Raw genomic sequence first — 24,152 nt, 5'->3', positions numbered from 1 at the left:
TATATGTTTGGTGATAAGTTCTTGATTAAAAAGCCTCTTCTGAATAATCATCTTGATTTTGCACAATATAATCCATGTCGCATTTGATAAAGAGGTGGATAAATGACCCCAACCAATCAGGCATTCTCTGAATTAAAAAGAAATATTTCTTATGTAGAGCAGTCCCTTTATAATACGGACGATTTGAAACAACAACTGCTTCTGCTCAATGGTGTACAGAGTGTGCTTCTCTATATCGATTCACTTGTAGATCAAGAGATCATTCAAACACATGTCTTAACCGCACTAAATGACCAAGCCCATTCAGAAATCTATCCATCATTCACCACATTAGAAAGTCGAAAAGAAACCAATCTGCAAATTGGAATAGACTCAATCATTCAAGGTAAATGTCTTTACATACTTGATGGATACCCGGAGTTTTACATTCTTTCTACGGAGAAGATGTATGCACGCAGTACAACTGAACCGGAAAACGAAGGTGTTATTCGAGGGCCGCACAATGGATTCATCGAGCAGCTTTCCGTTAATTTGAATCTGCTCCGCAGACAAATTATTAGTCCATCTTTAATCGTTCGATATTTTAACGTTGGCGAGAAGACACATACCAAAATTGCAGTTGTATACCTTCAGGATTTGGCCAATCCGGAGTTAGTGAACGAAGTCAAAGAGCGAATCACATCGATTTCGTCAGATATGGTACTGGCTCCAGGATTTATTGAAGAGTTTATCGAGGATAACCCCTTCTCTCTTTTCCCTCAGCAGCTCAGTACAGAACGACCTGATCGGGTTATTGCCAACTTGATGGAAGGACGAGTCGCCATACTTGCCGAAGGCAGTCCTTCAGCACTTATCGCTCCAGTTTCCTTTTTTGCTTTTTACCAAAGTCCGGATGATTATCATGGTCGCTGGATTGTGAGTTCTTTTTTACGGTTAATTCGCATGATGAGTTTTGTCATTGCGTTTACTTTACCTGCTGTTTATATTGCTACGATCTCCTTTCACTCCGCTATTTTACCGATCGAACTGGCACACACCATCAAAAAATCATTGCAGAACATCCCCTTTCCTGCACTTGTAGAGGCGATGCTGCTTGAACTGATCTTTGAAGTGTTAAGAGAAGCCGGAGTCCGACTTCCCAGCCGAGTGGGCCAGACTATCGGTATCGTTGGCGGTTTGGTTATCGGAGATGCGATTGTTCGTGCAGGGCTTGTATCCTATACGATGATTATTGTAGTATCCCTAACCGCCATCTCTTCATTTTTGGTACCTTCGCATGAGATGAGTTCAGCAGTACGTATTCTCCGCTTCCCGATGATGATTGGAGCGGCGCTTTTTGGATATATCGGTATCGCATTTGGTTTGGTGATTCTAACCATCCACTTATGTAAGATGGAAAACTTCGGATCGCCTTATTTTGCTCCAGTCGCCCCCTTCCGATTAGCTGACATGAAGGATGTATGGATCCGATTTCCGATCTGGACGCTTCGTGAGCGTCCTCATGATGCCCGCCCGCAGCGGCTGAATCAGCAGAAGTACTCTAGGAGTTGGAAAAAACGTGAATAAGGAAACAACGATCACTCGGGGACAATTGTTCTTGCTCATCATGAAATTTGAAATCGGTGTAGATATATTGTCTCTCCCTTATCGGATACATCTTTCGTCAAAAGGCGGTGGGTGGATATCTGTTTTCCTTGGAGGGTTTCTGATTCAACTTGTCATACTGTTGTGCTGGCTTTTGATGCGAAGATTCCCGAACTCGTCCATTTATGACATTGTCACGCTGATTACGGGTAAATGGATGGGAAAGGTGCTGATCATTGCCTACGTTGCATATTTCCTGTTAATGGGCACTTCTGTGTTGGTCAACGCCTATGGTGTAATCAACCGTTGGATGCTGCAGGATACGCCCCGATGGGCTATATTAGCCCTCTTTTTGTTCAGCAGTATCTATTTGGTTAGGCAAAAATTACGGATCATTGCCCGGGTCCTTGTACTCATCACCTTTTTGATCTTGCCCATGATGGTATTGATCAGTTATGGACTCAAGGAAATCAATCTGTTATATCTTTTGCCTTTAACCGAAGCAGGATGGCCCAAAATCATTAGTGGATCAACCGAAACATTAATGGCCATGTTTGGATTTGAGTTTTTTCTCGTTGTTTTTCCCATGGTTGAAGGTAACAGCGGTGGCAAACTCAAGTCTGTTGCTCTGGCAAGTGCTGTAGTAGTGATGTTGTATGCATTTACCGTGTTTATTTGTTCAACGGCTTTTAGTCCGCAGCAACTTGACTTAATGCCTGAACCTGTCATTTATTTGCTCCGTTCAATCCCACTCGGGACAATGGATCGAGCCGATTTCCTGTTCCTCCCTATCTGGTTAATTTCTATTTTTGGGGCGATCTGCGGTTACTACTATACGGCATCTTATGGTATAAGTTATCTCTTCAAACAAAAACACCATAAAAAAGCTGTGCCCTATGTCGTTCTTGCTTCTTGTGTAATTGCCTATCTGCCACAACAGCGGGAAGAACTGGAGTTGATTAGTACCATAGCCAACAGATCGGCTTACTTTTTCCTCATGATCCTGCCTCTGCTACTGTTGGTTCTATCTTATATAATGAAACGAAAAGAGAAGATGATATGAGTAAACGAGGAAAAATCCTTGTCCTGCTGATCCTGCTTATGGTGATGACGGGATGCTGGGATCAGGATAGTTTAAAAGATGCAAGACTGGCTAATGCTTCGGCGTTCGACATCACATCAGAGGGTGAAATTAAACAGACGCTTGAAATTGTCGATGATTCTGAGAGTCAACAAGGGAGCAACGGTAATGAAGTCCACTCAGGTACCGGGAGATCCGTCCGACAAAGCACGGATAGAATTCGCGCTAAAGTGACGGGTGATATCCGGTTCTTCAAATATGGGATGATCTTATACGGCAACCAACTCGCACAAAATGATATCTACCCCTACTTGGATGTCTTATATCGGGAACCTGATTACCCGACCTCACATGTGAAAATTGCGATTGTGGATGGAGAGGCCGGCGATTTGTTACACCAAAAAAGAGTGGGTAGCATATTGATTGGTGAGTTTATTACGAAAAAAATTAAGAGTTTGGAGGAATTATGCATTTTTCCTGAAATGACGCTGGAAACCCTTCTCCCACCCATGCTGGATCCGGGACAGGACTTTACGTTGCCTTATCTATTTAAGAATGGAGAGGAAATTGATGCGCGAGGAATCGCCCTGTTTCACGGGCAAAGGTTCAGTGGGAGTCTTAATATCGAACAGGCCCCCCTATACGTTATTATGAGTGGCAAATGGAATAAAACAGCGCGATTTGTCAAAAAGATTCATCCTGGTCCTTCCAATAATCCACGGAACTATATCACTTACGAAGCGAATACCAAAAAAATCAAACGTAAACTCGCGGTAAAGGTTGCACATGATAGCCAAATTGATGTGAATCTCCATATCGAACTTCCAGTAACGATTGTTGAGTATGCAATGAATCATCTTCAGGAAAAGGGAACGATTGAACGTCTGAACCGTGAGTTATCCGATGACATGACTCAGGACGCAGAACGAATTATCAAGACACTTCAGCAGAGCGGGTGTGATTCCTTCGGTATTGGCAGACATTTAATAGCCCATCACCCGGACTTGTGGAAAAGCTTAGACTGGAATCAACAGTATGCCCAAGTTCGTTTTCACCCAGAAATAAAGGTAAAAGTAATCGGTAGCGGTGTTTTAAATTAATTGCCTACTTGTGAAGTGCACCTCCTGGAATTTCATCGGACAAACCAGAGGTTATCCAGTGTCCATTCTAATTGGTGCACTTGAAGTAGCGCTCCATTTGACTACATTCTTTACCTAGTTCCTTACAACAGGAATCCACATTTCACCATATACCAAACCGTTTTTCTCTCCCATTTCAACCGTTGCATTTGGACCGCCAACATAAGCATATTCCTTTTCTGCGGGGAGGGCTTGACCAAAGGCAATGCCAGTAAGCATATTACTTAGCGCATCAGCCGTCTCTGCTTCGCCCTTCACAATCAGGTATTTTCCCTTCGGAAATTGGATCACTCTTGTTGCTTCTGGCAGAGATTTTTCTGTCATAACACCAGCATAATGCATCATTTTGTTATTCACGGCTTCGTTTACAGCAAAAATATAGTCATTCGTAGCCAGAGACTTTAATGTGTCTAGGCTTCCATTCTCTTTTACTGTGGACCAAAAATCCGCCTTCTCCTTGCCGATGCCAGCATAGTCTGTGTAGTCACTCTTAAGCTCTGTTCCAATCCCTAAAACGATAAAGCTGTCTTTTTCTTCAAAATGATAATTACTCATGGTTTACACCGTCCTCTTTTAATTTTTAATTGATTTGTGTTTTCACTTGATGGGTTTATAATAACCTTAAATCATGTCAGAATATGATACTGTTTAGGAGACCCAATGAAAAAAGTTGAACGCATTAATGTCATCACGCGGTATATCAATAACCGTGCCCACTTTACCATTTCCGAAATCATGCGAGAATTTAACATTTCCCGTTCAACAGCCATTCGAGATATCAGAGAAATAGAAGCTATGGGAATGCCACTTGTCGCTGAAGTTGGGCGCGACGGGGGTTATTTTGTCATGAACAACTCCCTCCTGCCTACTGTCCGGTTTACCGATAATGAAATCAAAGCGTTATTCATTGCCTTTATGGCCACAAGAAATCAACAACTTCCTTATCTGAAGAGTCGTCAATCTTTGGCTGAAAAATTATTGGGCCTTATCTCAGAAAATCAGCAAGATGACCTTGTGCATTTGAATCAAATATTGCTTTTTGAAGGGACCAATCCCCATAATCCAGACTTGTTAGATCTGTCAGACCTGCCCCACCCTACCTTGGAAAAACTCATCCAGATTCTTCTTATAGAACGTTATTTGTTACTTACTGTCCAACAAGAGAAGAATACAAAGTCCTATCCCATCGTTCTCTTACACCTTCATCATCAAAAAGGCCATTGGATCATTGAAGGTTACGACTTGGAGGAAGAAACGAGACGAATCGTATCTGTCGACAACCTCATTCATGTCGAAGCATATCCGACGAAAAAAAGACTAAGTACAAAAAAGATTGTAGAGCAACTCAAACGAAATACACAGGAAGAGGTCATCAACCTTGTCCTTGAACTTGGTCCAAAGGCGATTGCCCAATATAAAAAATACCATCCTTTAAAACTTTCAATTGCCTATACGAATCCGTACCAAACGACAGCCCTCCTAAAGGCATTTGTGAATGTTCATAACTCAGACGAATTAACCGAAGTCACTAATTGGATGCTTTTTCTAGGTGAAGATATCAAGGTTAAGGAAATTCCGGAAGAAGTCCTGAATGCCGTACAAGAGAGAATAAGTTTATATCAAATGAAGCAGTGAGCGCTCAGTACGCGATAAACCAAAAAAAGCCGCTATTTGAGCGACTTTGTAATGGAATCATACCTATTATGTCTCACCTCAATGCTTGGCGAGCTGTTCCTTTTATACTAAAATTCAGCATTAGACTGAGCATGATTAGGGGTATGTTGCGAGATTTTTTTAACGAGTAGAAAATAAGTAACAATGGCAATGATACTGGTCATTAATAAAGTGAGTCCTAACGGGACGGCAGTGTCTTCACCTGCGATGCCGACCAGAGGAGCAACCAATGCACCCAGAAGAAAAGGAACAACGCCGAGCAGTGCTGCTGCACTTCCGGCCATCTTGGCTTGACTCTCCATGGCCAGCGGGAATGCTGCTGTAGACGTAATGCCGATGGAGCAAACAAAGAAGAATAATGGAATAACCAAAGCAAAAAGTGGACCATGAACTAAAGTTACCACCAAAGCAGCAACACTTGCTATTAAAGCAAGCCATAGTCCAGATAATAGAAGCGTCTGCTCAGGGATACGTTTGGCCAATCGACCCACGATTTGAGAACCGATGATCAAGCTGATTCCGTTCGAAGCAAACAATATAGCAAATACCGTCGGTGTGACTCCATATATATTTTGGTAAATAAATGGTGTTCCTGCCACATAAGCAAAGACCCCTGCCGTCATGATTCCCTGTGCCAGCATGTAGCCTACAAACTTACGGTCACGCAGAAGCATTCTGTAATTACCCAATTGCTGTTTGAAGTCGGGAACCATACGTCTTTCGGCCGGGTGTGTTTCTTTTAAACTCCACTTTGTCATGATCAATAAGAAAATCCCCAGGAATGAAAGCGAGATAAACACGCCAATCCATGTTGTGAAGGAAAGAATGCCACTTCCCGCGATCGGTGCTGCCAAAGGTCCCAAATTCCCTACAAGCAGCAGCAAAGAGAAAAATTTAGTGAGTTCATGTCCACTATATAGATCTCTAGCTATCGCACGGGAAATGACAATTCCAGCTGATGCCGCAAATCCTTGCGTGAAACGAAACAAAATCAATAGTCCGATATTCGGAGCAAAAGCACATGCCAAGGAACAAATAATATAGGCTGCCATGCAGATCAACAAAGGTCTACGTCTACCGTACGCATCACTCAAAGGACCCATAACAAGTTGTCCTACACCGAGTCCTAATAAACAAGCAGTAAGACTAAATTGTACAAGGGATGCCGTTGTATTCATATTTTGTGCAATCTCCGGAAAAGCCGGTAAATACATATCAATCGTAAATGGACCTAAAGTAGAAAATAAACCTAGTAGTATTGCGAGTCCAAAAACATTCCAATTCGTGCTCTTCGCCATGATCAATAAAATCTCCAATTCCTCATATAATTTGCAAGCCTATTCGGAGTATAAGACATAGAGTTAACTATAGGTCAAGTCTTGAGGCAATTAAAACCAAAAAAGCCGCTTATTAAGCGACTTTGAATGGAACACTATTAAATGGTGTAACTTCCTCGGCCTGAACCCATATGACTCATAATCATTTCGGCAGCTCGCTTGTAACCGCCAGCCTGCCTTAAAGATTCACCAATGAGGTAAGCCTGCCGTCTGTAAAGCGAATTGTGTAGTACTTCTGTTAATGCCTCTCTCAAATTAGCTGCACTGAGGTTATGTTTATTTAAAGTAATACCCGCACCCAACTCCTGTACCCGATTGGCAACAAGAGGCTGATCCGAAGTTAATGGAATCATCACCATCGGAACGTTGTAATATAATGCCTCACTCGTGCTGTTCATTCCAGCATGTGTAATAAAAACATCGGTATGCTGCAGCATCTCCAATTGGGCAATGTATGGCTTGACGATAAAATTAGGAGGTATTTGCTCAGCCAATGGCTTCATATCCGTGTATTTTCCTGAAGATAAAACAACATTCACGGGTAGATCCCCTAATGCTTCAAAGCAAAGCTGATAGAAATCCAAGTTTTTATTTAAAATCGTACCCATAGCAATGTACACGGTTTGCGGGTACCGTTCACGAAGCAACTCAAAAGAGAAGGTCGGAGCATCTTGACGTGTTATGATCGAAGGACCCGTGAAAATATAACAATCATCCAGCTTTTCGGCCTGTGGCTGAAAATATCGGCTGGTGTACACAAGTTTTAACTGACCTGCATGTGCCGGAATCTCTTCGATGGCTGGAATACTCACTTGAAACGATTCGGCTAACTCCGTTGTGATCTTCATTGTAGCCTCATATAGCTCCTTTTTCTCCCTCTCATTCAGGCCCGAGTTAGACCCCAGAGGCTCCACAAAAGCAAAGGACGCAATCGAGCACACCGCAGGAATTCCCAGCTTTTCTGCAAGAATTGTCCCTCCCCATCCCATCAGGGAATCAAAGATCATATAATCGAACTTTTGATCCTCTATTACTTGCAGCACATTGGGGATGATCCTCCGAATAATACCGCTTACCATCATATAAATGAACTGATAAGAATGCTTGTATTCTTGGGGTTTCAGCACTGGATCATGAGAGAAAGCTTCTTGTGGAAACGGATAAGTGATGATCTGGGCGCCGGTTTGTTCAATTCGGGAACGATACTCCTCCGTGCACACATAGATGACTTCCTCACCATTGTTCGTCAACTGAGTAACTAATCCTAACGATGGATTCACATGTCCTTCAGCTGGAGTAATGACCACTAATATACGTGCCATCTTATCCACCTCCCAATGCAATTAGTCCCCCCGTTCTTCATGATGTATTTAGCGACGGGTCGTCATCCGTTACATGGAGATGTTATCCTTCACTTGGTTGATTGGATGATGTTCTTGATGAACGAGTTTGGTAATTCGTAGTGATGCCAAGAAACTTAACAAGACCCATAATAATTGCAGTGTTAACACGATCAAAACACCTGTCGATATGCCCCATTGTAACGTTTCGGACAAGGCAATCAGAGCGCCACCGATTCCAATACTTACGCCCATATAGAAGGAATCCACAAATTGCAGATTGGCGGACATTTCTCCCTCTTTCCTGGGCAAGGCATGTTGTAAAGCAATGGCTGCCGTTGTAGGGTTGGCCAATCCAACCCCGAACCCTGTAATCATTTGTGAGAGAAGGATGAGTACAATCCCGCTGTCCGACAAAATAAGAGCCAGGATCATAAGTACAGTTCCAGCGATCATAATCCCAATGCCCGTCATGACTCTGCCCTTCCGGGCACGACCTTGATCTCGTGCATCAAGCTTGGCTTGTAACCACGCTGCGGCGGACCAGCTGAGAGAACCTGCTGCTACAATGAGGCCAGCAAGATCAGCGGATAACCCCTTCACTTCGGTTAGTGCCAAGATCACAAAACTTTCCGTTGTAAAATAACAAGCAACATATAACCCTCTCGAAACCAAAGTAGCAGGTAATCCTTTTTTTACCGAAAAAGTGCCCACAGGCAGCAAATTACGCATTGGTGTGATCATGAGAACTAACCCACCCAAAGTGAGTAATATACCTTTCCAATCGGTTATCATACCAACTCCTGTGAGTAATAGCCCCGTTCCAACGGCAAGCAGAATCGCATACATAATCTTTGAGTCGGTTGCTCTCGCTTGACCTGTCAGATCTTGCTGAAGCTGCAAGTTACGGAAAGAACGGAATGTGAGACTGAGCGCTATTCCAATCAAGGGTAAAACGATCCAGAAAACATATCGCCACGAGATGTAGGAAGCAATAAGGCCTGCTGCATAAGGTCCGATTAAGGTAGGCAGGACAAATGCCATGGAGAATGCGGCCAGGATTTGAGTACGAAGTGTATCTGGATAATGTAACGTCACACAGGTATAAACGCATGTGATCAAGGCCCCCGCTCCAAAACCTTGAAGGGCTCTTCCGGCAATAAGCATGTGCATGTCGAAAGAGATAGCGGAGACCACAGTTCCTAACACAAAAACACTAAAAGATACCAGCATGGATGTAAAAACGCCGCGCTTGTCAATCTGCTGACCTATAACCAAGGTTCCAACGAGCTGAGATAACAGAAATGCGCTGAAGATCCAACCATATAAATGAATGCCCTCTAAACTTTGTGCCATTTTCGCGGCAATCGTTGTGATAGCCAGTCCTTCGAAAGCGACGGTTGACAGAACCAGCATAATACCAATTGTAGTTGCCCTGTACTGAGCATCAAAAATCCCAATCTGATTGTTGTTTGTCTTCTACACCTCCATAATAGAATAGGATCAACATTTTTTCACTTCACCACGATAATTGGCCATTCTAAAACTGGCCCCGCATCCACACGAAACTTTGGCATTTGGATTATTCATGGTGAATCCACCTAACATTCCGCTCTCTTCATAGTCAATCTCAAGACCATCAATATATGGAATACTGTTTGCGTGAACCAATATTTTAAATTGCTTTTTATTTAACACAATGTCTTCTTCTGCCTGCTGTTCATCCACGATAAGGGTATAAGATAAACCACTGCATCCCCCTTCATCAACGCCTATTCTAAGAAAGGCATTTTGGATATCCGCACCTGATAAGATCTCGACGATTCTGTCCGATGCTGTATCACTGACCTTAATGATCATCTTTATTCCTCCCGGTGGTATCATTTTGAAATTTGCTATCCCAGTCCATTAGAAAAGGTATGAATGCAGCAAGAGCAGCTCCTTTTGGCGTAAGTTCATAAATAATTTGTGTAGGGCGTGTCCGTATTGTTCTTTTGACCAAATGATCATGTTGAAGACCCTTTAAACGTCTGGAGAGGATCATTTCGGAAATGGAAGGAATGTTATCGAATATTTCACCGAATCTCTTCGGGCCTTGAGACAAAGCACATAAAATATGGATCGTCCATTTCGTTCCGATGATACGATAAGCTGTAAACAGTTTATTCGGATCTTCAGTGAGCAATGGTCTGTACACCCACTTTCTTATTCATCCGCGTGGTGAGATCCGAGTGCTGGCAATGATACTCGTGACGATCAACAAGAGATGGAATCCCATGGCTACAATTAAGCCGGATTGAAGTGACATACCGCCAGCCTGACACACTACAAGTATGGAACCACCAATGCCGATCACTACACCAGGTGTAAAAGAATCTGCAAACTGCAGGTTTGCTGAGGTTTGGCCCACGCCTTCCTCCCCCGTTTGGGAAAATGCGACAACACCGCTAATCGGATGCGCCAATCCAATACCAACTCCTGCAATGATCTGACCAATAACTGCAATGGTTACGGTCACAACAGGTACCCAAAATACGATGGCAATCCCTATCGCAAGCAGCAATACCCCCAGAATGATTCTCATATGACGTCCACTGCCCTGATCTGCCGCATCCCACCGTCCTTGCAGATACGCAATGATACACCAACTTAATGCAGCACTCGCGACAATTAATCCGGCCTGTGAAGGTGTAATTCCTTTCACGTCGATTAGAGCTAATACCAGGAAATTTTGTGTGCTGGTATAGGCAGCAAAGAACAACCCACGTGTTGCCAGAATTGCTGGCATACCTCTTCGCAATGTAAGAGTTCCCTTCGGTAGCAATTTACGGAGCGGAAATAACATCAATACCAGGCCAATCACGACTAAAACAAATCCCATAATGCTCGGGAGCATACTTAAACCAACAAGGAGAATCCCTGTACCTAACGTTAAGAGTAACGCCATCCAAGTGGATGAAGATCCGCTATCCACTCCCGTCTTCTGCACTTTTAATTTCCTAAAGGCAGGTAAACTAAGCAATGCTGAAACCACTAGCACAGGTAAAATCCCCCAGAAAACAAAGCGCCAGGACCACTGATCTGCGATAAGACCGGCTACATATGGACCAAGCATAGACGGAAGAACATAGGCTGTACCAAATGCTCCAAGAATTTTGGCACGTAACTCATCCGGGTAACTTAAGGATATAGCCGTATACACACAAGTCATCATAGCTCCGGCACCCAAACCCTGTAGAGCCCGTGATCCTATCATGGTATACATGTCACCTGCGGTTGCGGCAGCGATCAGCCCTAAGATAAACAACAGAAGTGCAAAAGTGAACGGTGCTGCAGGTCCTCTTTTATCAATGATCCGACCGACGACCAGCGTCCCGATAATCTGCGCAAGCAGATACGTACTGAATATCCACCCGAACAGGCTAAGACCGTTTAAGTCTCCAGCAATGGAAGGAGCAATGGTGGTGACGGATAAACCTTCGAATCCAACGGCCATCACTGACAAAATAATTCCTATGGACAATGCAAAATAACGCGGGCTGAAAATACTTTGATGATTAGACGACATGAAATGTGACCTCCAATAAAATGGGTATGTATACATCGTATCCGGATACTTAGTAAACATTTTTGTTTATAATGTCTAAGCTACAGTTCGACTTTGACTTTGTCAACATTTTTGTTTAAAATGTAGTTAGTCATGTAGACTCAGTTGCGTCACAAGGAGGTGCACCATGAGCGGAAATCAAACCAAAAAGGATGTCTCGACCAGTACCCGGAGAGCAATTATTAATCTGTTAAAAGAGCGCGGGGGAATGGATGTTGTCACTCTCTCCTCTCAGTTTTCGTTATCCGGAATGGCTATTCGTCAACATCTGAATGCGCTAAAAGGAGAAGGATTGGTAACCACTGTGGAAGAGGCCCGTCCCATGGGTCGTCCCACCAAGTTATGGATATTAACTCCCGCGGCTAATCGTTTTTTCCCAAGTGGATATTCGGATTTATCCGTCAGCCTCATCAATTCGATGAAAGAAGCTTTTGGTACTGATGGGCTGGACAAGCTGCTGGATGTTCGAAATAAAAATATGCAAGAACAATATCTTCAGCATCTTGGCGATGCATCAGGGGTTAGAGAGAGATTGGAGAAATTGGCCGAAATTCGTACGAATGAAGGTTATATGGCCGAGGTTAAGGAGCAGGATGATGGCAGTCTCCTACTCATTGAGAAGCATTGCCCCATCTGTGAAGCGGCCGCGGTATGTACCGGGTTATGCAAGAATGAGTTACATTTATTCAAAACAGTTCTAGGCCATAATGTTCATATTGAACGGGGAGAGTACATTCTAGCCGGAGGAAGAAACTGTGTGTACACTGTTAGGCAAAATAAACCATGACCAAAAGAGCAACCTCATTGGAGATTGCTCTTTTGGTTTGGATTTTGAATTGACTAGAACAATTCGGATGAATATCCGGGATTGGTCGTTTTAGAGTCTTTATTTTTTCGACAAACACTTATGATCGATTGAGAGAAAGGATTAAACGGTGTTTTGTCCCAGTCCGAATATTGATTTTCGATACAAAAGCCGCAGTTCGTTAATAAACGTTGAAGCATATTATTATCCATAAAGCGACATGCAATTCGAGAAATGGTTTTCTTCGATCCTCCCCAATCACGGAACGTGACCCAGTGCATAATCTGGTTACTTGTATCATACGTCTGTGTACCAGATAGCTTGACTGTAATTCCGTCCTTATCGATAAATTCTCCCCAAGGGCTTTCCTCTTCATTGGATAAATCGGTCCCCAAGGGGTTTCGGGTTTCAAAAACAAACAATCCATTAGGCTCCAGGTGTTTGTTGACGGTCTCAAGTAAAGCCCTTTGATCTTCATCGCTCAAAAAAGCCTGAAATGCATTTCCTGTCAAATAAATCATGGAAAAATGCTTCTCGGAATTGAATGTGCGGGCATCAGCTTCAATGAATTCAACAGGTAAATCTTGAGCTTTAACCCGGGCATACTCAAGCATTGATGAAGAAATATCAACACCTGTTATGTTTATCCCCGATTTTGATAAATGAAGGGTAGTTAAGCCTGTCCCACACGCAAGTTCCAAAACCTCGCCTGGATTCAATCTCGCCAATTCAAGATAAAAATTGTATTTATCAGTCTCACCGCCAAATTCAAGATCATAATTAATCGGGTCTAGGTACTCTTCAAGATTATCGTGATCTATCAATATGAATCATCCCTTCACTACAATGCGACTACTTTAGACAGATTGTTGTTATCATTTTTTGTTGTTTTAACTATCCATGCACCACCTAATAAGCCTCGTTACTGTCTTCATTTCTGCACACGTCTACTTCTCATGTTCCTTGACCACTTGTTCGATCCCGAGCAAAATCAGTTTCAAGCCGAACTCAAAAGCTCCGTCGGTTCCCATCACCTCAAACATGCCATTCTTATACATCCTACTGAATAGTCCAGCTTCCTTCTCACTCATGGAGTCCAGAAGGTGGATCATCTCTTCACCCTGAAGTGCCTCGTTGTCCTTAATAACAGCAGAGATATTACGCTGATGCTGATAATTGTCCAGAACGAAGTAAAAGACATAGTTCACAAGTGTGAGTACGGCCTGTAGTTTTTGTTCTTGCTCTAGTGGCGTCGATTCCATACAGAGCAACAAGCGGTTAGTGAACCGAATCATGTCCGGCTCGTGGGGTAGCGTCATCATCATGAGCTGTGTAGAGCACGGGTAACGGCTGAGCACACTCCGTACGGTTAGCGCAAGCCCTTCCATCTGATCCTTCCAGTCCCCTTCAGCGTGAAACTCGTCCAGAATCATTTTCGATATTTGGTTGGCTAACCGCTGGTAGAGTGTCTGCTTGCTCTTGAAGTACCAATATAGAGATGGAGCCTGAATTCCCAGCTTGTCTGCCAAGCGTCTCATGCTGAATTTCTCAATGCCCTCTTCCCCCAAAAGCTCCCACGAGGTTTCCAAAATCTTATCTTCCGAAATCTGAGGCTGTTGTTTTTTCATCGGTATCCGCCCTTTTATCTAACAGTGTAAGTTTATGCTTTACAGGTGTTTAAGTTCATGATAACATCTAACACTGTAAGGTTCAATCTAACAGTGTTAGATTAGAGCGAAATTAATGATGAAAGTAGTGATCCACATGGATGCAGAAAATCTCCATTACTTTGAAAAAGCACCGATCGCCAAAGCTGTAGCTCACTTTGCTGTCCCGATGATGCTAGGCACGTCAATGAGTGTTATTTACTCCATCTTGAATGCCTATTTCCTTGGCACACTGGGTAATACGGCAATGTTAACCGCACTCGCATTAACTTTACCTTTATTCGCGGTTATCATGGCCCTTGGTAATTTAATTGGTATAGGCAGCGGTACATTCATCTCCCGTTTGCTGGGAGAGAAAAAAGTAGATGATCTGAAGCATGTATCTTCATTTGCCTTTTACAGTAGTTTAATTCTCGGAATTATTGTGATGGCCGTTGGGCTCCCGCTGATTGAACCAATCGTTCATGGGCTGGGTGCAACGCCAGTGTCCTTCGGATTCACGAAAGAGTATGTCACGATTATGCTTATGGGTTCACCCTTCGTCATCTTATTCTTCACCCTGGAGAATATCGTGCGCTCAGAAGGTTCAGCAATGACTTCTATGACCGGTATGATTCTCAGCGTTGTTATAAATATTATCCTTGATGCACTATTCATTTTTGTCTTCCATTGGGGCGTGATTGGCGTTGCATCTGCTACTGTCATCTCCAACTTGGTTGCGAGTGCATTTTACGCTTACCATATGAGTTATAAGAGTCCATTCTTAACCGTCTCCCTGAAATGGTTCAAGGTGACCAAGGACATCCTTAGCAATGTGTTCAAAATCGGTGTTCCCGTCTTTGTTATGAGTGTTTTCTTGGGAGCAATGTCGCTTATTCTTAACCTTTTTCTTGTCGAATATGGGGATCAGGCCGTTGCGGGGTATGGAATCTCATCACGTTTATTGCAATTTCCTGAGTTTATTCTGATGGGCTTGTGCGAGGGAGTTGTACCGTTGATTGCCTTCTCATTTACAGCGAACAAATTACGCATGAAACAAACGATTGGATTTACGATCAAAGCTATTTTGGGCTTAGCCGTCCTGTTCGGTGTTGTCGTTTATCTGATCTCTGACCACTTGATTGGTTTATTTACGTCGGATCCACAATTAATTGAAATGGGTAGCTACATTCTCCATGTGACCTTCTTATCCTTGTTTATTACAGGATTGACTTCGTTGTTTATTGGAATTTTCCAAGCTACAGCCCAAGGAACCGCCGCGTTTGTGATGTCCATCATTCAAGGAATTACGCTGATTCCTGTATTGTATATCGCGAATCAACTGAATGGTTTTCATGGCGTAATCTGGTCGCTCGTTATTGCGGATGCCGTCGCTTTCCTTGTAGGGGCCATCATGTTATATGCTTTGCGAACCAAATTACAGCCCAATCTGGAACATTTGGCACAGTAATTTTTGCTGAATATCAGAAAAAACCACGGTACCCATTTGGGTACCGCAGTTCGATGATTAATCATTATTGTAGTTGTTTCATGTAAGATTTGAACTCTTCAGCAATTTCTTTGTATTTTGTATGATGCAGGTAATGTGAACCATCCATAGGGATCAATTTGCCCTGTGCAGATTGTTTCACTTGTTCTTCATGCATCGGAATCCACTGGGGATTTTGCTCGTTATTCGATTGAACGAAGAGTAGCATCGGCAGATCACGAGGGTAAGTGAGTTTTTCTCCATTTTTGAAATTGGAACCCAGGTGTTTAAGCTCATCGATCATTGTCGAATTGGTAGAGACTTGATTCGAAATCAACTTCATCTGTTCTTTGGTATGTTCATCGTAAGCAAGTGATGCATATGAATCTCCGCTCACTTTTGTAAGTACTCTCATCAGGCCTGATTGTTTAAGAAATTTCATTAAGTTCAAAGGTAATTTAACATCCATGCCAGGTTGATTTGGAACACTGCTATCGATCCCGACAAAAGCGGAAACTTCATCCGGATACGTGTTCACATAAGTCGCTGCGTATAGTCCTGTGATGGAATGCCCCATCAAAATATAACGATCAATTCCGAGCTGCTGTACAGCTTCATGAATTTCGCTGACGATATTTTCCGTGGTTCTCTCCGTCTCGGTTTCGTCGCTTAATCCATAACCTAAAGGCTCGATTGCCACAACCTTGTAATCAGGAGTTAATTCATCAATTAACAATTTGAAGTCAAGTACTGGCGAGGGGGTTCCTTGTCCAGGTAAAAGCACAATGGTTTGTTCGCCGTTGCCCTGAATGGAGACATTCATATTTTTCCCATCTACATTAACGTATTGGCCATATGATTCGATTTTCTTTTTCTCGATCCCATTACTGATTGTATGAACGACAAAGGTGATACCCATAAATAGTACCAGCGCGCCGATAATACCACCTATTATTTTCAACCATAAGTTCCGTTTTTTACGGCCCTTAGTCCCCGTTGTTGTTACATCCACTGCTTCTGCCATATCCATCTTCTCCTGTCCTTTATATCTGTAGAGCCGCTCTTGCGACATAGGTATAGTGTAACCATGTAAGATGTACCCTTCGTGACGGGAATATGAACTGAATATGAACAAACAAAAAAAGAGAGCTGCTTATTAGAGCAGTTCTCTTTATGATTAGACCTTGTTTAGTGATCAAGAAACACAAGCTGAATGAAGAACAGTACTGCAAAAATGTAGAAGATTGGATGAACATCTTTACCTTTTCCACGAAGCAACTTGAGTACTGGGTAGAAGATAAAGCCTACGCCGATCCCTGTCGCAATACTATGTGTGAGCGGAGTAAGGATGATAATCAGGAAGGCAGGAAATGCTTCTTCGAGATCATCCCATTTGATTTTGCTGATGACGTTAATCATAAAGTATCCAACAATGATCAGTGCCGGAGAAGTAATCGCCGGAATACTTGATATTACACTTACGATCGGTGTGAAGAACAAGGTCAGCGCAAGCAGCACACTTACCGTTACTGCGGTCAGTCCCGTTCTCCCTCCTGCAGCTACCCCTGTGCTGGACTCGATGTAAGCTGAGGTTGGACTTGTTCCGAGCAAAGCGCCACTTGTGGTTCCTACCGCATCTGCCAATAATGCGCCACGCGAGCGTGGGAATTTACCTTCCTTCAGCAATCCTGCCTGTTCAGCAACGCCGAGCATCGTGCCCGTCGTGTCAAACAGTGTGATCAGCAGGAACGTAAATATGATCGTATACAAGCCATTCGAGAATACGCCGGCCAGATCCAGTTGCAAAGCCGTTGACGAGAGGCCTTGCGGCATGGATACAATGGATTCCGGCATTTGAAATAGTCCCATGATCCAAGCCAGAATCGCTGTAACCACCATTCCGATGAACAGGTAACCTTTCACATTATAAGCCATCAGGACAACGGTAATAATCAATCCGATAATGGTCAGATAAGTCATTGGTTCAGCCAAGTTACCGATCGTAATCAAATTCGATTCTGAATCGGCAATAATACCGGCATTTTGTAGACCTACCGTTGTAATAAATAATCCGATCCCTGCGGTTATCGCATGTTTTAAGCTTGCAGGAATGGCATCCAGCAACATGTAACGGAACGAAGTAAGCGATAAAATAATAAACAAAATGCCTGCGATAAATACGGCTCCCAGTGCAACCTGCCAAGATACGCCATATCCGGCAACTACGCTATAGGCAAAGAATGCATTCAGTCCCATACCCGGTGCAATGACGATTGGATAGTTGGACCATATCCCCATAATCAGAGTTCCCACAATACTTGCCAGTACCGTTGCTATGAATACTCCGTTAAAGTCCATGCCTGTGCTGCTGAGTATTCCTGGGTTTACGATAACTATGTATACCATTGTGAAGAATGTTGTAATCCCTGCGATAATTTCTGTGGGAATGCTCGTGCCTCTTTCTTTGAGTTTGAACCATTTGTCCATGATCAAGCCAGCCTCCAACCTTCAAATTATACTTCTAAGCTAAAAACAAAAAATCCTAAGCCTCATATAGGATTGTAATATTAACGCTCCTATATTCGTTGTTAGGATTAAAGATTTTAACAGCTATGCTCTATACGAAACATAAAAACGAAACATAAAGATACTCATCTCTGTTTTAACCTGAAGTCCATTTCGTATTCTAATTAAAATAACATGCCATGTCAACAATTTGATGATTTGTTCACAGTTATTTACGAACTATATATACACTATATCTTATGTTCATTCGTCTTTTGAGACAGAGGTTGTACTTAGTACTCAATCTCTGCAACATATCAAAAAAGAAGAAAGACTGCCAGCAATGTTCGCTGACAGTCTTTTGCTTAATTTGTAGTAGGTTTCGCATCATACTCGCTGGATAATTCTTTTAGCGATTTGATTTTACCATGGGGATGCTGTTCTTGCTTTCGTGACTTCCAGGCAGCTTCTTTTCGTTTCTTCTGGTCAGCCATAAAAGAGATCCTCCTCTGGAAACTGAGATGTGTACTACCTCTTTATGATGTCACTGTAAGGCAACTTTATTCTACGTTGGCAGGACCCAAATTAATCAAGCTAACTTCGGACAAAGATACAGTTGTGTTACCGTCTTCTGCGCCATCGATGTTACCCAGATCAAAAGAGATGCGAGTATTCGCATAGCTGGCTTCTGTTGCATCAAATGTAAACGTGAACTCCTGTTCTTCTGGAGTCAAATCAACTCGTGCCCCAAAGAAACCATGCCATTCATAGTTGGCAGCTGCGTCGACCCATCCAATTCCCACACCCACTTTTCTGGACTTCTCCGCTTTGGCTTTAAACGTCAATTTGTATTTAAAACCTTGCTGTATGCCAAATCCTTCATTGATGACTTGACGATCCCATGCATTCTGTCCTGCATGACCAATCTTGGCATGAAGCTGTTGATTGCTAACTTGCATCTCAAGATCAGCCGCACTACCATCCGCGTAGGTAAACCAGCTGTCTTTACCTTTGGAGAAGTCTCCATTGGAAATAAGATTAATATGAGCTGGTTGCCCTCCTTGATCTGCATTCGGATTAACTTCATATAACTGAATGTTATGGATGTTAATCGCGTGTTCCCCTGCAGATAGCGGGTAACCTAGCCCGAATGCAAGTACGGCTGCCGAATCCGAGGTATCCCCCATGGTGATGGTATAACTATACGACTGGGGATCCGTGCTTAATTGCACTTCTTCTTCCAAATACTTCACAAAATCCCCTGCATTCTGAGAAAGAACCGCTTGCATGGATTTAGGACTTGAAGCAGATGCCTCGAAGTTAAGTCGGTATGATTTATTTGCATCCAGTTCGATCTGACCTTGTTGCAGCAATGCATCCCACCATTGTTCACTTGTACCTGGCAAGTTGATCGTTAATCCTTTGCCCTCTTCATGTGAAGTTGTCAGATGATCGGGAATTAACTCCCAATGATTCAGATCCGTTGCAAGCTGGCTGTTCTGAACTTTGTTTAGTGAAATATCCACCCAGCGTGTATTATAATCTGCTCCTTCAAAATTCACATAATAGGATTTGCCTGCTGACAAGTTGCCCCCTGGGAAATACACGGTTTGGTATGTTTGCCATCCCCCCGTGTCTCCGAGATTCAGTTCGGATTGAGCAACGATTGTCCCTAGTTCATCCTGAATGCTGAACCGTACCTCAGAATCACTTTTCCCACTAGCCATTCGGGCAGACAGAACATATTCTCCATCTTGGGCTACATCGATTTTATATTGCAGCAGATCTCCCTGATCCATGTAACTGACATGTTTTCCACCTTCTGCGGAGTCCTCCAGTTGTAAGCCCTGCATCTCCCAGGCTTCGGTTGCAGGTATATGTGCGTAGCCATTCACCGAAAGAGGTTTCCCGCGTTTTGTCAGTCGAACATTGTCTACATATACTTTGCCTTCTGAACTGCCGAATAACAGTTGTAGCTCGGACTGGGCTATGGAGGTCCCATCTCCAATAACAATCTCTCCAGTATATGTCTTCATTTCTTGGCCCAAGGAAAGGTTTTTCCCCTGATGAATCTGCACGGAATGTCCATTGCTGCTGACCAGATCAATATCCATACTTCGCGGAGTATCTGCCTTGGCTTCTAAGGAGAAGCCATATGTTGTATTCGCTTCCAGCTTCAACTCCGGTTGGTTCACAGACACTTGCTGCGGCTCACCATTTGTTTGAGTAACATCAACAACGAGTTGACGCTCCATAATCGGGAATTTCAGAAAGTTATTTACACTGATCTGAGCCTTTGCACCTTCTTGAATGCTGCTTGACCAGAATCCCAGACGTTCTTTACCTTGATCAAACGTTCCATTGTAAATGAAGTTGCCATCAGGTAACGCGTTGCGTTCAACCGTTAGCGGATCAGCCTCACCCACCTCGGTCAGCCTGACATTGGCAAACCAAACGCTTGTATCATCCAGCCCCAGATTGAATTCAAATCTGGCATTGTTATCCGATCCATCCCGCATATTGAAGGTATAGTCATAGGATTGCCAATCCGTCGTGAGTGCAAAGGTGTTATCACCCGAATAATTCGTCCAGCTTTTTTCATATTGGTTCACTTTGGACATGATTGTACGGTTAGCAGATGCCTTCGCATCAAATTGTATTTTGTACTTTTTATTCTTCTGGATGTACATCGGCATCTGAGTGAGTTGAACTGAATAGTTTTCAGTCCCCGATGCATCAATGGTTACTTGTGCTGCTTTCCCTTTCTGCTCATCATTTACCACGTTGACACTGCCGGCTCCATCAGCATTCGTAATGAATTTCCACTGCTGAGGTACTCCATTTTCTTCAGACCCTTCCGTAAAACGATCATTGTAGATTTGATTGCCATCGGTTTGTGGTTCACGCTGTTGCGTGGGCTCGATGGGGTTGGTTGTTACATCAGGCCATGTGTTGAGATTTTTGTAAGAGTACACACGCACAAAATCAACATTCATCGTTTCAGAAGTGAAATCGCTCTCAGGTGAGCCCGGCCAATCCCCGCCAACTGCCAGATTCAGAATCAGATAGAATGGACGATCAAATGGTGCAGGAAACGTGTAATACTCGGGTTGACCCACAGCCTTCGTTTGCCAGTTGGTCACTTCATGATGCAGTTTACCATCTACATAGAATCGAATCATGCCCGGCAACCATTCCACCTGGAAATCATGATAATCGTCAGCAAAGGTTTCTCCCTCCGGAAGAGTAAGGCTTCCCTGATCATGTCCATGGGAACCATCAGGCTTCACACTATCATAATGCAATGTGCTATATACCTTGTCATTGCTCTCACTGCCACCAATGAGCTCCATAATATCGATCTCTCCAGATGCCGGCCATCCTCCATAATGCGCTTCATCGGTTGGCATCATCCAGATGGCAGGCCACATGCCCTTTTCAATAGGAAGCTTTGCACGTACAACCACTTTACCGTAGGTCCAGTCCCCTTTTCCCATGGAGATCAGTTTGCCTGAGCTGTAATCTTTACCGTTTTTCTCTCCTTTTTTCGCTTCAATCTGCAGTACACTTCGATTCTGATCTTTCGTAATGCGAGTATTGTCCGGGCTGTAATATTGCAACTCATTATTATATACCAGACCCGTATCTTGAACGGTCCATTTGGAGGCATCAATCGCAGGTCCGTTGAACTCATCATTCCAGACGAGTTCCCATTGATCATGCGGAATCGTTGTAGCAGGCACCGGTTTTTCACCCGCAGGATTGCCTGGTGTTGATGGGTTAGATGGTGTCTGCCCTCCTGGAGTAGATGGCGTTGGCGTATTTGCCACGCCCGTTGACCCCCCAGGCTGTGACGATGCAGGTTGCTGAGCTTCTCCTGCCATGGATGTACGCAGACCTTGTTTTACGTTCTCTCCATTAATAACAACATCATTCGCATCAACATTTAATTGTTGAATCGTACCTTTGGTATCCACTCGGGTCTGATTCGCTCCTGCGAGAATATTAAGGGTATCAATCAGACTATCGGAGGAGATATCCAGAATGGACTGTTGCATGACAACGAGCTCCTGAATCGTACTGTCATCCGTGATGGCAACTCTGACGGGTTCCCCACGTTTGTCAACAATTACTCGATTCAGCTTGGAGTTGCTAATGTCGATGGAATGACTGCCCCCGCCTTTAATAATGACACTTCCTGTAACCGTTACGCCCTGAAGAACAACAGTCCCCTCGCCAATGCCTTCTGCCAGTAGCAGATTTCCGTTGATGACCGTATTTTTCAGCGTGACATCTGTCGATTTAACAATCAAGTTACCATCGACCTGGGACTCGTATACACCAGGAGCACTTTTCACATCGGCAATCATCGCCGACAGTAACTGGGCTGTCTCCGCTCGTGTAATTGGTGCTTTGGGATTTAATTTCCCCTGGAAGCCTTTGATCATATTTTCGTTCACCAGATAGGTAAGCGCTTTCTCGGAATAACTGGAAATATCATCTGCATCCTGAAATTTTGATAGATCACTATCTTCGTTCATAGCCGTTGAAAGTTGAAAAGCTCGATCCACCATAACCGCTGCATCTTGCCGGCTGATCGGTTGTTTCGGTGACAGATGTTCACGGTCTGTGCCTTCAATAATGCCTGAACCATTGGCCCGAACCATCACATCCTGGTACCAATCGTCTGAAGTCAGATCAGCATAGGAACCCGTCTCCGTATGACCAGTGAAACCAAACGCCCGATCCAGAATCATAACGAATTCAGCTCGGCTAATGACCTGATTGGGCTTGAATGAGCCGTCCGTGTAACCTTTCAATAGATTCAAGTCCTGCAATCGTGTAACTGCGGATTGTGACCAATGCCCGGTAAGGTCATGATAGGCAACAGAGGAGTGCAGGCTTTTCGCCTGCACATTCCCCACCTCTGCTTGATCTTGTACACTTTCTGCCCCAGCAGTTGCTGGATAAACGAGGGTAGCCATTAAACTCCATGCCACCACACATGCCAATCCTCTTCTCATCTTACTTCCTCCCTCAGCTCGGTTATCCTTGCATTGCATCGCCTATTCCTTGACTGCTCCAATAACAATTCCCTTTACGAAGAAACGTTGTAAAAACGGGTATACCATCAGAATGGGAAGCGCACCAATAAAGATCTGTGCTGCACGCACGGTTCGCTGTGAGATGTTCTCCAACATGGAAGGGTCCACATTGATTTTGCTGAGATCCTGCTGAACGATAATGGTCTGTAACAGAGAAGCAAGCGGATAATTTTTAATATCAGACATATAGATCATGCCGTCGAACCAGGAGTTCCACTGATACACCATTGTAAACAAGGACAAGGTTGCGATCGCCGGAAGCGACAGTGGAACGTAGACCAGAATCAATGTTTTGATATGACCTGCTCCATCCAGATAGGCTGCTTCTTCAAGTTCTTTCGGCAGACCCCGGAAGAAGTTCATCATCAGAATAACGTTCCACACGGACAGCGCGCCGGGCAGAATAAGCGCCCAGATCGTATTCATCAGACCAAGCTTCTGAATCAGAATGTAACTGGGAATCAAACCGCCGCTGAACAAAATGGTGAATACAAAAAACCACGTATACAAGGAGCGGCCTTTAAAGCTGATATCTTCCTTGGACAACGGAAATGCAGTGATAAGCATAATGACCATACCGATGATCGTTGCAAGCACAGTCCGTTTAAGAGACACCAGAAGCGAGTTGATGAAATTGGAGTTTCCGAAGGTTTTCACATAAGCGTCCGTTGTGAAACCAATGGGCCAGAAGCTGACCAGATTCGATGACGCTGGCGCCATACTGCTGAATGAGACAGCCAATATATGAATAATTGGTAAAATGCAGAGTAACGATAATATCCCAAGAAAAGTATAGTTAGCGATGCTAAATATGCGGTATCCTTTTGTTTTATAATACAA

General features: G+C 43.6%; 20 protein-coding genes. 6 read left to right on the top strand and 14 right to left on the bottom strand.

The annotated features are described in order from the left end of the window. Positions 1–102 precede the first annotated feature (102 nt). The 3 genes from ACE3K2_RS11220 to ACE3K2_RS11210 are packed head-to-tail and all read left to right on the top strand — an operon-like array spanning position 103 to position 3,765. Positions 103–1,566 (top strand): spore germination protein, encoded by a 1,464-nt coding sequence (locus tag ACE3K2_RS11220; RefSeq protein ID WP_421889802.1) that lies wholly within the window; start codon positions 103–105, stop codon positions 1,564–1,566. Next, on the top strand, positions 1,559–2,647 hold the full coding sequence (locus ACE3K2_RS11215) for a GerAB/ArcD/ProY family transporter (protein WP_421889800.1): 1,089 nt from the start codon (positions 1,559–1,561) through the stop codon (positions 2,645–2,647). Before ACE3K2_RS11220 ends, ACE3K2_RS11215 begins: the two co-directional genes overlap by 8 nt. Further along, positions 2,644–3,765, top strand: a complete 1,122-nt coding sequence (locus tag ACE3K2_RS11210; protein ID WP_421889798.1) for a Ger(x)C family spore germination protein — start codon at positions 2,644–2,646, stop codon at positions 3,763–3,765. The genes ACE3K2_RS11215 and ACE3K2_RS11210 overlap by 4 nt, the downstream gene beginning before the upstream one ends. Positions 3,766–3,879: 114 nt before the next feature. Here ACE3K2_RS11210 and ACE3K2_RS11205 read toward each other — a convergent pair whose 3' ends face one another. Continuing rightward, positions 3,880–4,359, bottom strand: coding sequence for a GyrI-like domain-containing protein (locus ACE3K2_RS11205; RefSeq protein WP_421889796.1), 480 nt, complete (start codon positions 4,357–4,359; stop codon positions 3,880–3,882). Positions 4,360–4,464: 105 nt separating this feature from the next. Here ACE3K2_RS11205 and ACE3K2_RS11200 point away from each other — a divergent pair, with 105 nt between their 5' ends. Further along, the gene (locus tag ACE3K2_RS11200; RefSeq protein WP_421889794.1) at positions 4,465–5,439 is read left to right on the top strand and encodes a helix-turn-helix transcriptional regulator; all 975 of its coding nucleotides are present in this window, start codon (positions 4,465–4,467) and stop codon (positions 5,437–5,439) included. Positions 5,440–5,546: 107 nt separating this feature from the next. Here the strand turns inward: ACE3K2_RS11200 and ACE3K2_RS11195 are convergent, their stop codons facing one another. The 6 genes from ACE3K2_RS11195 to ACE3K2_RS11170 all read right to left on the bottom strand — a co-directional run bounded on the left by ACE3K2_RS11195 (position 5,547) and on the right by ACE3K2_RS11170 (position 11,723). Then, positions 5,547–6,776, bottom strand: coding sequence for a multidrug effflux MFS transporter (locus ACE3K2_RS11195; protein WP_421889792.1), 1,230 nt, complete (start codon positions 6,774–6,776; stop codon positions 5,547–5,549). Positions 6,777–6,913: 137 nt separating this feature from the next. After that, positions 6,914–8,137, bottom strand: a complete 1,224-nt coding sequence (locus ACE3K2_RS11190) for a macrolide family glycosyltransferase (protein ID WP_421889790.1) — start codon at positions 8,135–8,137, stop codon at positions 6,914–6,916. Between the two features lie 69 nt (positions 8,138–8,206). Further along, the gene (locus ACE3K2_RS11185; protein WP_421889788.1) at positions 8,207–9,571 is read right to left on the bottom strand and encodes an MFS transporter; all 1,365 of its coding nucleotides are present in this window, start codon (positions 9,569–9,571) and stop codon (positions 8,207–8,209) included. An 87-nt stretch (positions 9,572–9,658) separates the two neighbouring features. Further along, the gene (locus tag ACE3K2_RS11180) at positions 9,659–10,015 is read right to left on the bottom strand and encodes a HesB/IscA family protein (RefSeq protein ID WP_421889786.1); all 357 of its coding nucleotides are present in this window, start codon (positions 10,013–10,015) and stop codon (positions 9,659–9,661) included. Next, positions 10,005–10,340 carry a winged helix-turn-helix transcriptional regulator gene (locus ACE3K2_RS11175; RefSeq protein ID WP_421889784.1) on the bottom strand — a complete coding sequence of 112 codons (336 nt, stop codon included), beginning with the start codon at positions 10,338–10,340 and terminating at the stop codon, positions 10,005–10,007. Before ACE3K2_RS11175 ends, ACE3K2_RS11180 begins: the two co-directional genes overlap by 11 nt. Positions 10,341–10,364: 24 nt before the next feature. Next, positions 10,365–11,723, bottom strand: a complete 1,359-nt coding sequence (locus ACE3K2_RS11170; RefSeq protein WP_421889782.1) for an MFS transporter — start codon at positions 11,721–11,723, stop codon at positions 10,365–10,367. Positions 11,724–11,889: 166 nt separating this feature from the next. Here ACE3K2_RS11170 and ACE3K2_RS11165 point away from each other — a divergent pair, with 166 nt between their 5' ends. Further along, entirely contained in the window at positions 11,890–12,549 is a 660-nt protein-coding gene (locus ACE3K2_RS11165; protein ID WP_421889780.1) for a helix-turn-helix transcriptional regulator, read from the top strand. Between the two features lie 53 nt (positions 12,550–12,602). Here ACE3K2_RS11165 and ACE3K2_RS11160 read toward each other — a convergent pair whose 3' ends face one another. Together ACE3K2_RS11160 and ACE3K2_RS11155 are read right to left on the bottom strand one after the other, a co-directional pair. Next, positions 12,603–13,391 carry a class I SAM-dependent DNA methyltransferase gene (locus ACE3K2_RS11160; protein ID WP_421889778.1) on the bottom strand — a complete coding sequence of 263 codons (789 nt, stop codon included), beginning with the start codon at positions 13,389–13,391 and terminating at the stop codon, positions 12,603–12,605. A 123-nt stretch (positions 13,392–13,514) separates the two neighbouring features. Then, positions 13,515–14,195 carry a TetR/AcrR family transcriptional regulator C-terminal domain-containing protein gene (locus ACE3K2_RS11155; protein WP_421889776.1) on the bottom strand — a complete coding sequence of 227 codons (681 nt, stop codon included), beginning with the start codon at positions 14,193–14,195 and terminating at the stop codon, positions 13,515–13,517. A gap of 136 nt (positions 14,196–14,331) precedes the next feature. On the opposite strand from ACE3K2_RS11155, the gene ACE3K2_RS11150 reads away from it, so the two are divergent. Further along, complete coding sequence (locus ACE3K2_RS11150) at positions 14,332–15,684, top strand: MATE family efflux transporter (RefSeq protein ID WP_421891173.1); 1,353 nt, start codon at positions 14,332–14,334, stop codon at positions 15,682–15,684. 64 nt (positions 15,685–15,748) lie between these two features. On the opposite strand, the gene ACE3K2_RS11145 is transcribed toward ACE3K2_RS11150, so the two are convergent. The 5 genes from ACE3K2_RS11145 to ACE3K2_RS11125 form a co-directional block, all read right to left on the bottom strand. Next, positions 15,749–16,726 (bottom strand): alpha/beta hydrolase, encoded by a 978-nt coding sequence (locus ACE3K2_RS11145; RefSeq protein WP_421891170.1) that lies wholly within the window; start codon positions 16,724–16,726, stop codon positions 15,749–15,751. A gap of 164 nt (positions 16,727–16,890) precedes the next feature. Beyond that, complete coding sequence (locus tag ACE3K2_RS11140; RefSeq protein ID WP_421889774.1) at positions 16,891–18,189, bottom strand: NCS2 family permease; 1,299 nt, start codon at positions 18,187–18,189, stop codon at positions 16,891–16,893. Positions 18,190–18,572: 383 nt separating this feature from the next. Continuing rightward, the gene (locus ACE3K2_RS11135) at positions 18,573–18,701 is read right to left on the bottom strand and encodes a DUF6254 family protein (protein WP_421889772.1); all 129 of its coding nucleotides are present in this window, start codon (positions 18,699–18,701) and stop codon (positions 18,573–18,575) included. 66 nt (positions 18,702–18,767) lie between these two features. Continuing rightward, positions 18,768–23,231: a carbohydrate binding domain-containing protein gene (locus tag ACE3K2_RS11130; RefSeq protein ID WP_421889770.1), complete on the bottom strand. Its 4,464-nt coding sequence runs from the start codon at positions 23,229–23,231 to the stop codon at positions 18,768–18,770. Between the two features lie 42 nt (positions 23,232–23,273). Then, positions 23,274–24,152 (bottom strand): carbohydrate ABC transporter permease, encoded by an 879-nt coding sequence (locus tag ACE3K2_RS11125; RefSeq protein ID WP_253435956.1) that lies wholly within the window; start codon positions 24,150–24,152, stop codon positions 23,274–23,276.

Source organism: Paenibacillus sp. (assembly GCF_048976745.1).
Lineage (GTDB): Bacteria > Bacillota > Bacilli > Paenibacillales > Paenibacillaceae > Paenibacillus.
The sequence above is the reverse complement of the archived record's forward strand: the minus strand, read 5'-3'. Positions and strand labels throughout refer to the sequence as shown.

What these genes read in the sequence shown, in the direction of transcription:
- ACE3K2_RS11210 (WP_421889798.1), top strand. Translation starts at nt 2,644, where the DNA reads ATGAGTAAACGAGGAAAAATCCTTGTCCTGCTGATCCTGCTTATGGTG.
- ACE3K2_RS11220 (WP_421889802.1), top strand. Translation starts at nt 103, where the DNA reads ATGACCCCAACCAATCAGGCATTCTCTGAATTAAAAAGAAATATTTCT.
- ACE3K2_RS11190 (WP_421889790.1), bottom strand. Translation starts at nt 8,137, where the DNA reads ATGGCACGTATATTAGTGGTCATTACTCCAGCTGAAGGACATGTGAAT.
- ACE3K2_RS11205 (WP_421889796.1), bottom strand. Translation starts at nt 4,359, where the DNA reads ATGAGTAATTATCATTTTGAAGAAAAAGACAGCTTTATCGTTTTAGGG.
- ACE3K2_RS11135 (WP_421889772.1), bottom strand. Translation starts at nt 18,701, where the DNA reads ATGGCTGACCAGAAGAAACGAAAAGAAGCTGCCTGGAAGTCACGAAAG.
- ACE3K2_RS11200 (WP_421889794.1), top strand. Translation starts at nt 4,465, where the DNA reads ATGAAAAAAGTTGAACGCATTAATGTCATCACGCGGTATATCAATAAC.
- ACE3K2_RS11155 (WP_421889776.1), bottom strand. Translation starts at nt 14,195, where the DNA reads ATGAAAAAACAACAGCCTCAGATTTCGGAAGATAAGATTTTGGAAACC.
- ACE3K2_RS11170 (WP_421889782.1), bottom strand. Translation starts at nt 11,723, where the DNA reads ATGTCGTCTAATCATCAAAGTATTTTCAGCCCGCGTTATTTTGCATTG.
- ACE3K2_RS11130 (WP_421889770.1), bottom strand. Translation starts at nt 23,231, where the DNA reads ATGAGAAGAGGATTGGCATGTGTGGTGGCATGGAGTTTAATGGCTACC.
- ACE3K2_RS11150 (WP_421891173.1), top strand. Translation starts at nt 14,332, where the DNA reads ATGGATGCAGAAAATCTCCATTACTTTGAAAAAGCACCGATCGCCAAA.
- ACE3K2_RS11165 (WP_421889780.1), top strand. Translation starts at nt 11,890, where the DNA reads ATGAGCGGAAATCAAACCAAAAAGGATGTCTCGACCAGTACCCGGAGA.
- ACE3K2_RS11140 (WP_421889774.1), bottom strand. Translation starts at nt 18,189, where the DNA reads ATGGACAAATGGTTCAAACTCAAAGAAAGAGGCACGAGCATTCCCACA.
- ACE3K2_RS11185 (WP_421889788.1), bottom strand. Translation starts at nt 9,571, where the DNA reads ATGCTGGTTCTGTCAACCGTCGCTTTCGAAGGACTGGCTATCACAACG.
- ACE3K2_RS11180 (WP_421889786.1), bottom strand. Translation starts at nt 10,015, where the DNA reads ATGATCATTAAGGTCAGTGATACAGCATCGGACAGAATCGTCGAGATC.
- ACE3K2_RS11195 (WP_421889792.1), bottom strand. Translation starts at nt 6,776, where the DNA reads ATGGCGAAGAGCACGAATTGGAATGTTTTTGGACTCGCAATACTACTA.
- ACE3K2_RS11145 (WP_421891170.1), bottom strand. Translation starts at nt 16,726, where the DNA reads ATGGCAGAAGCAGTGGATGTAACAACAACGGGGACTAAGGGCCGTAAA.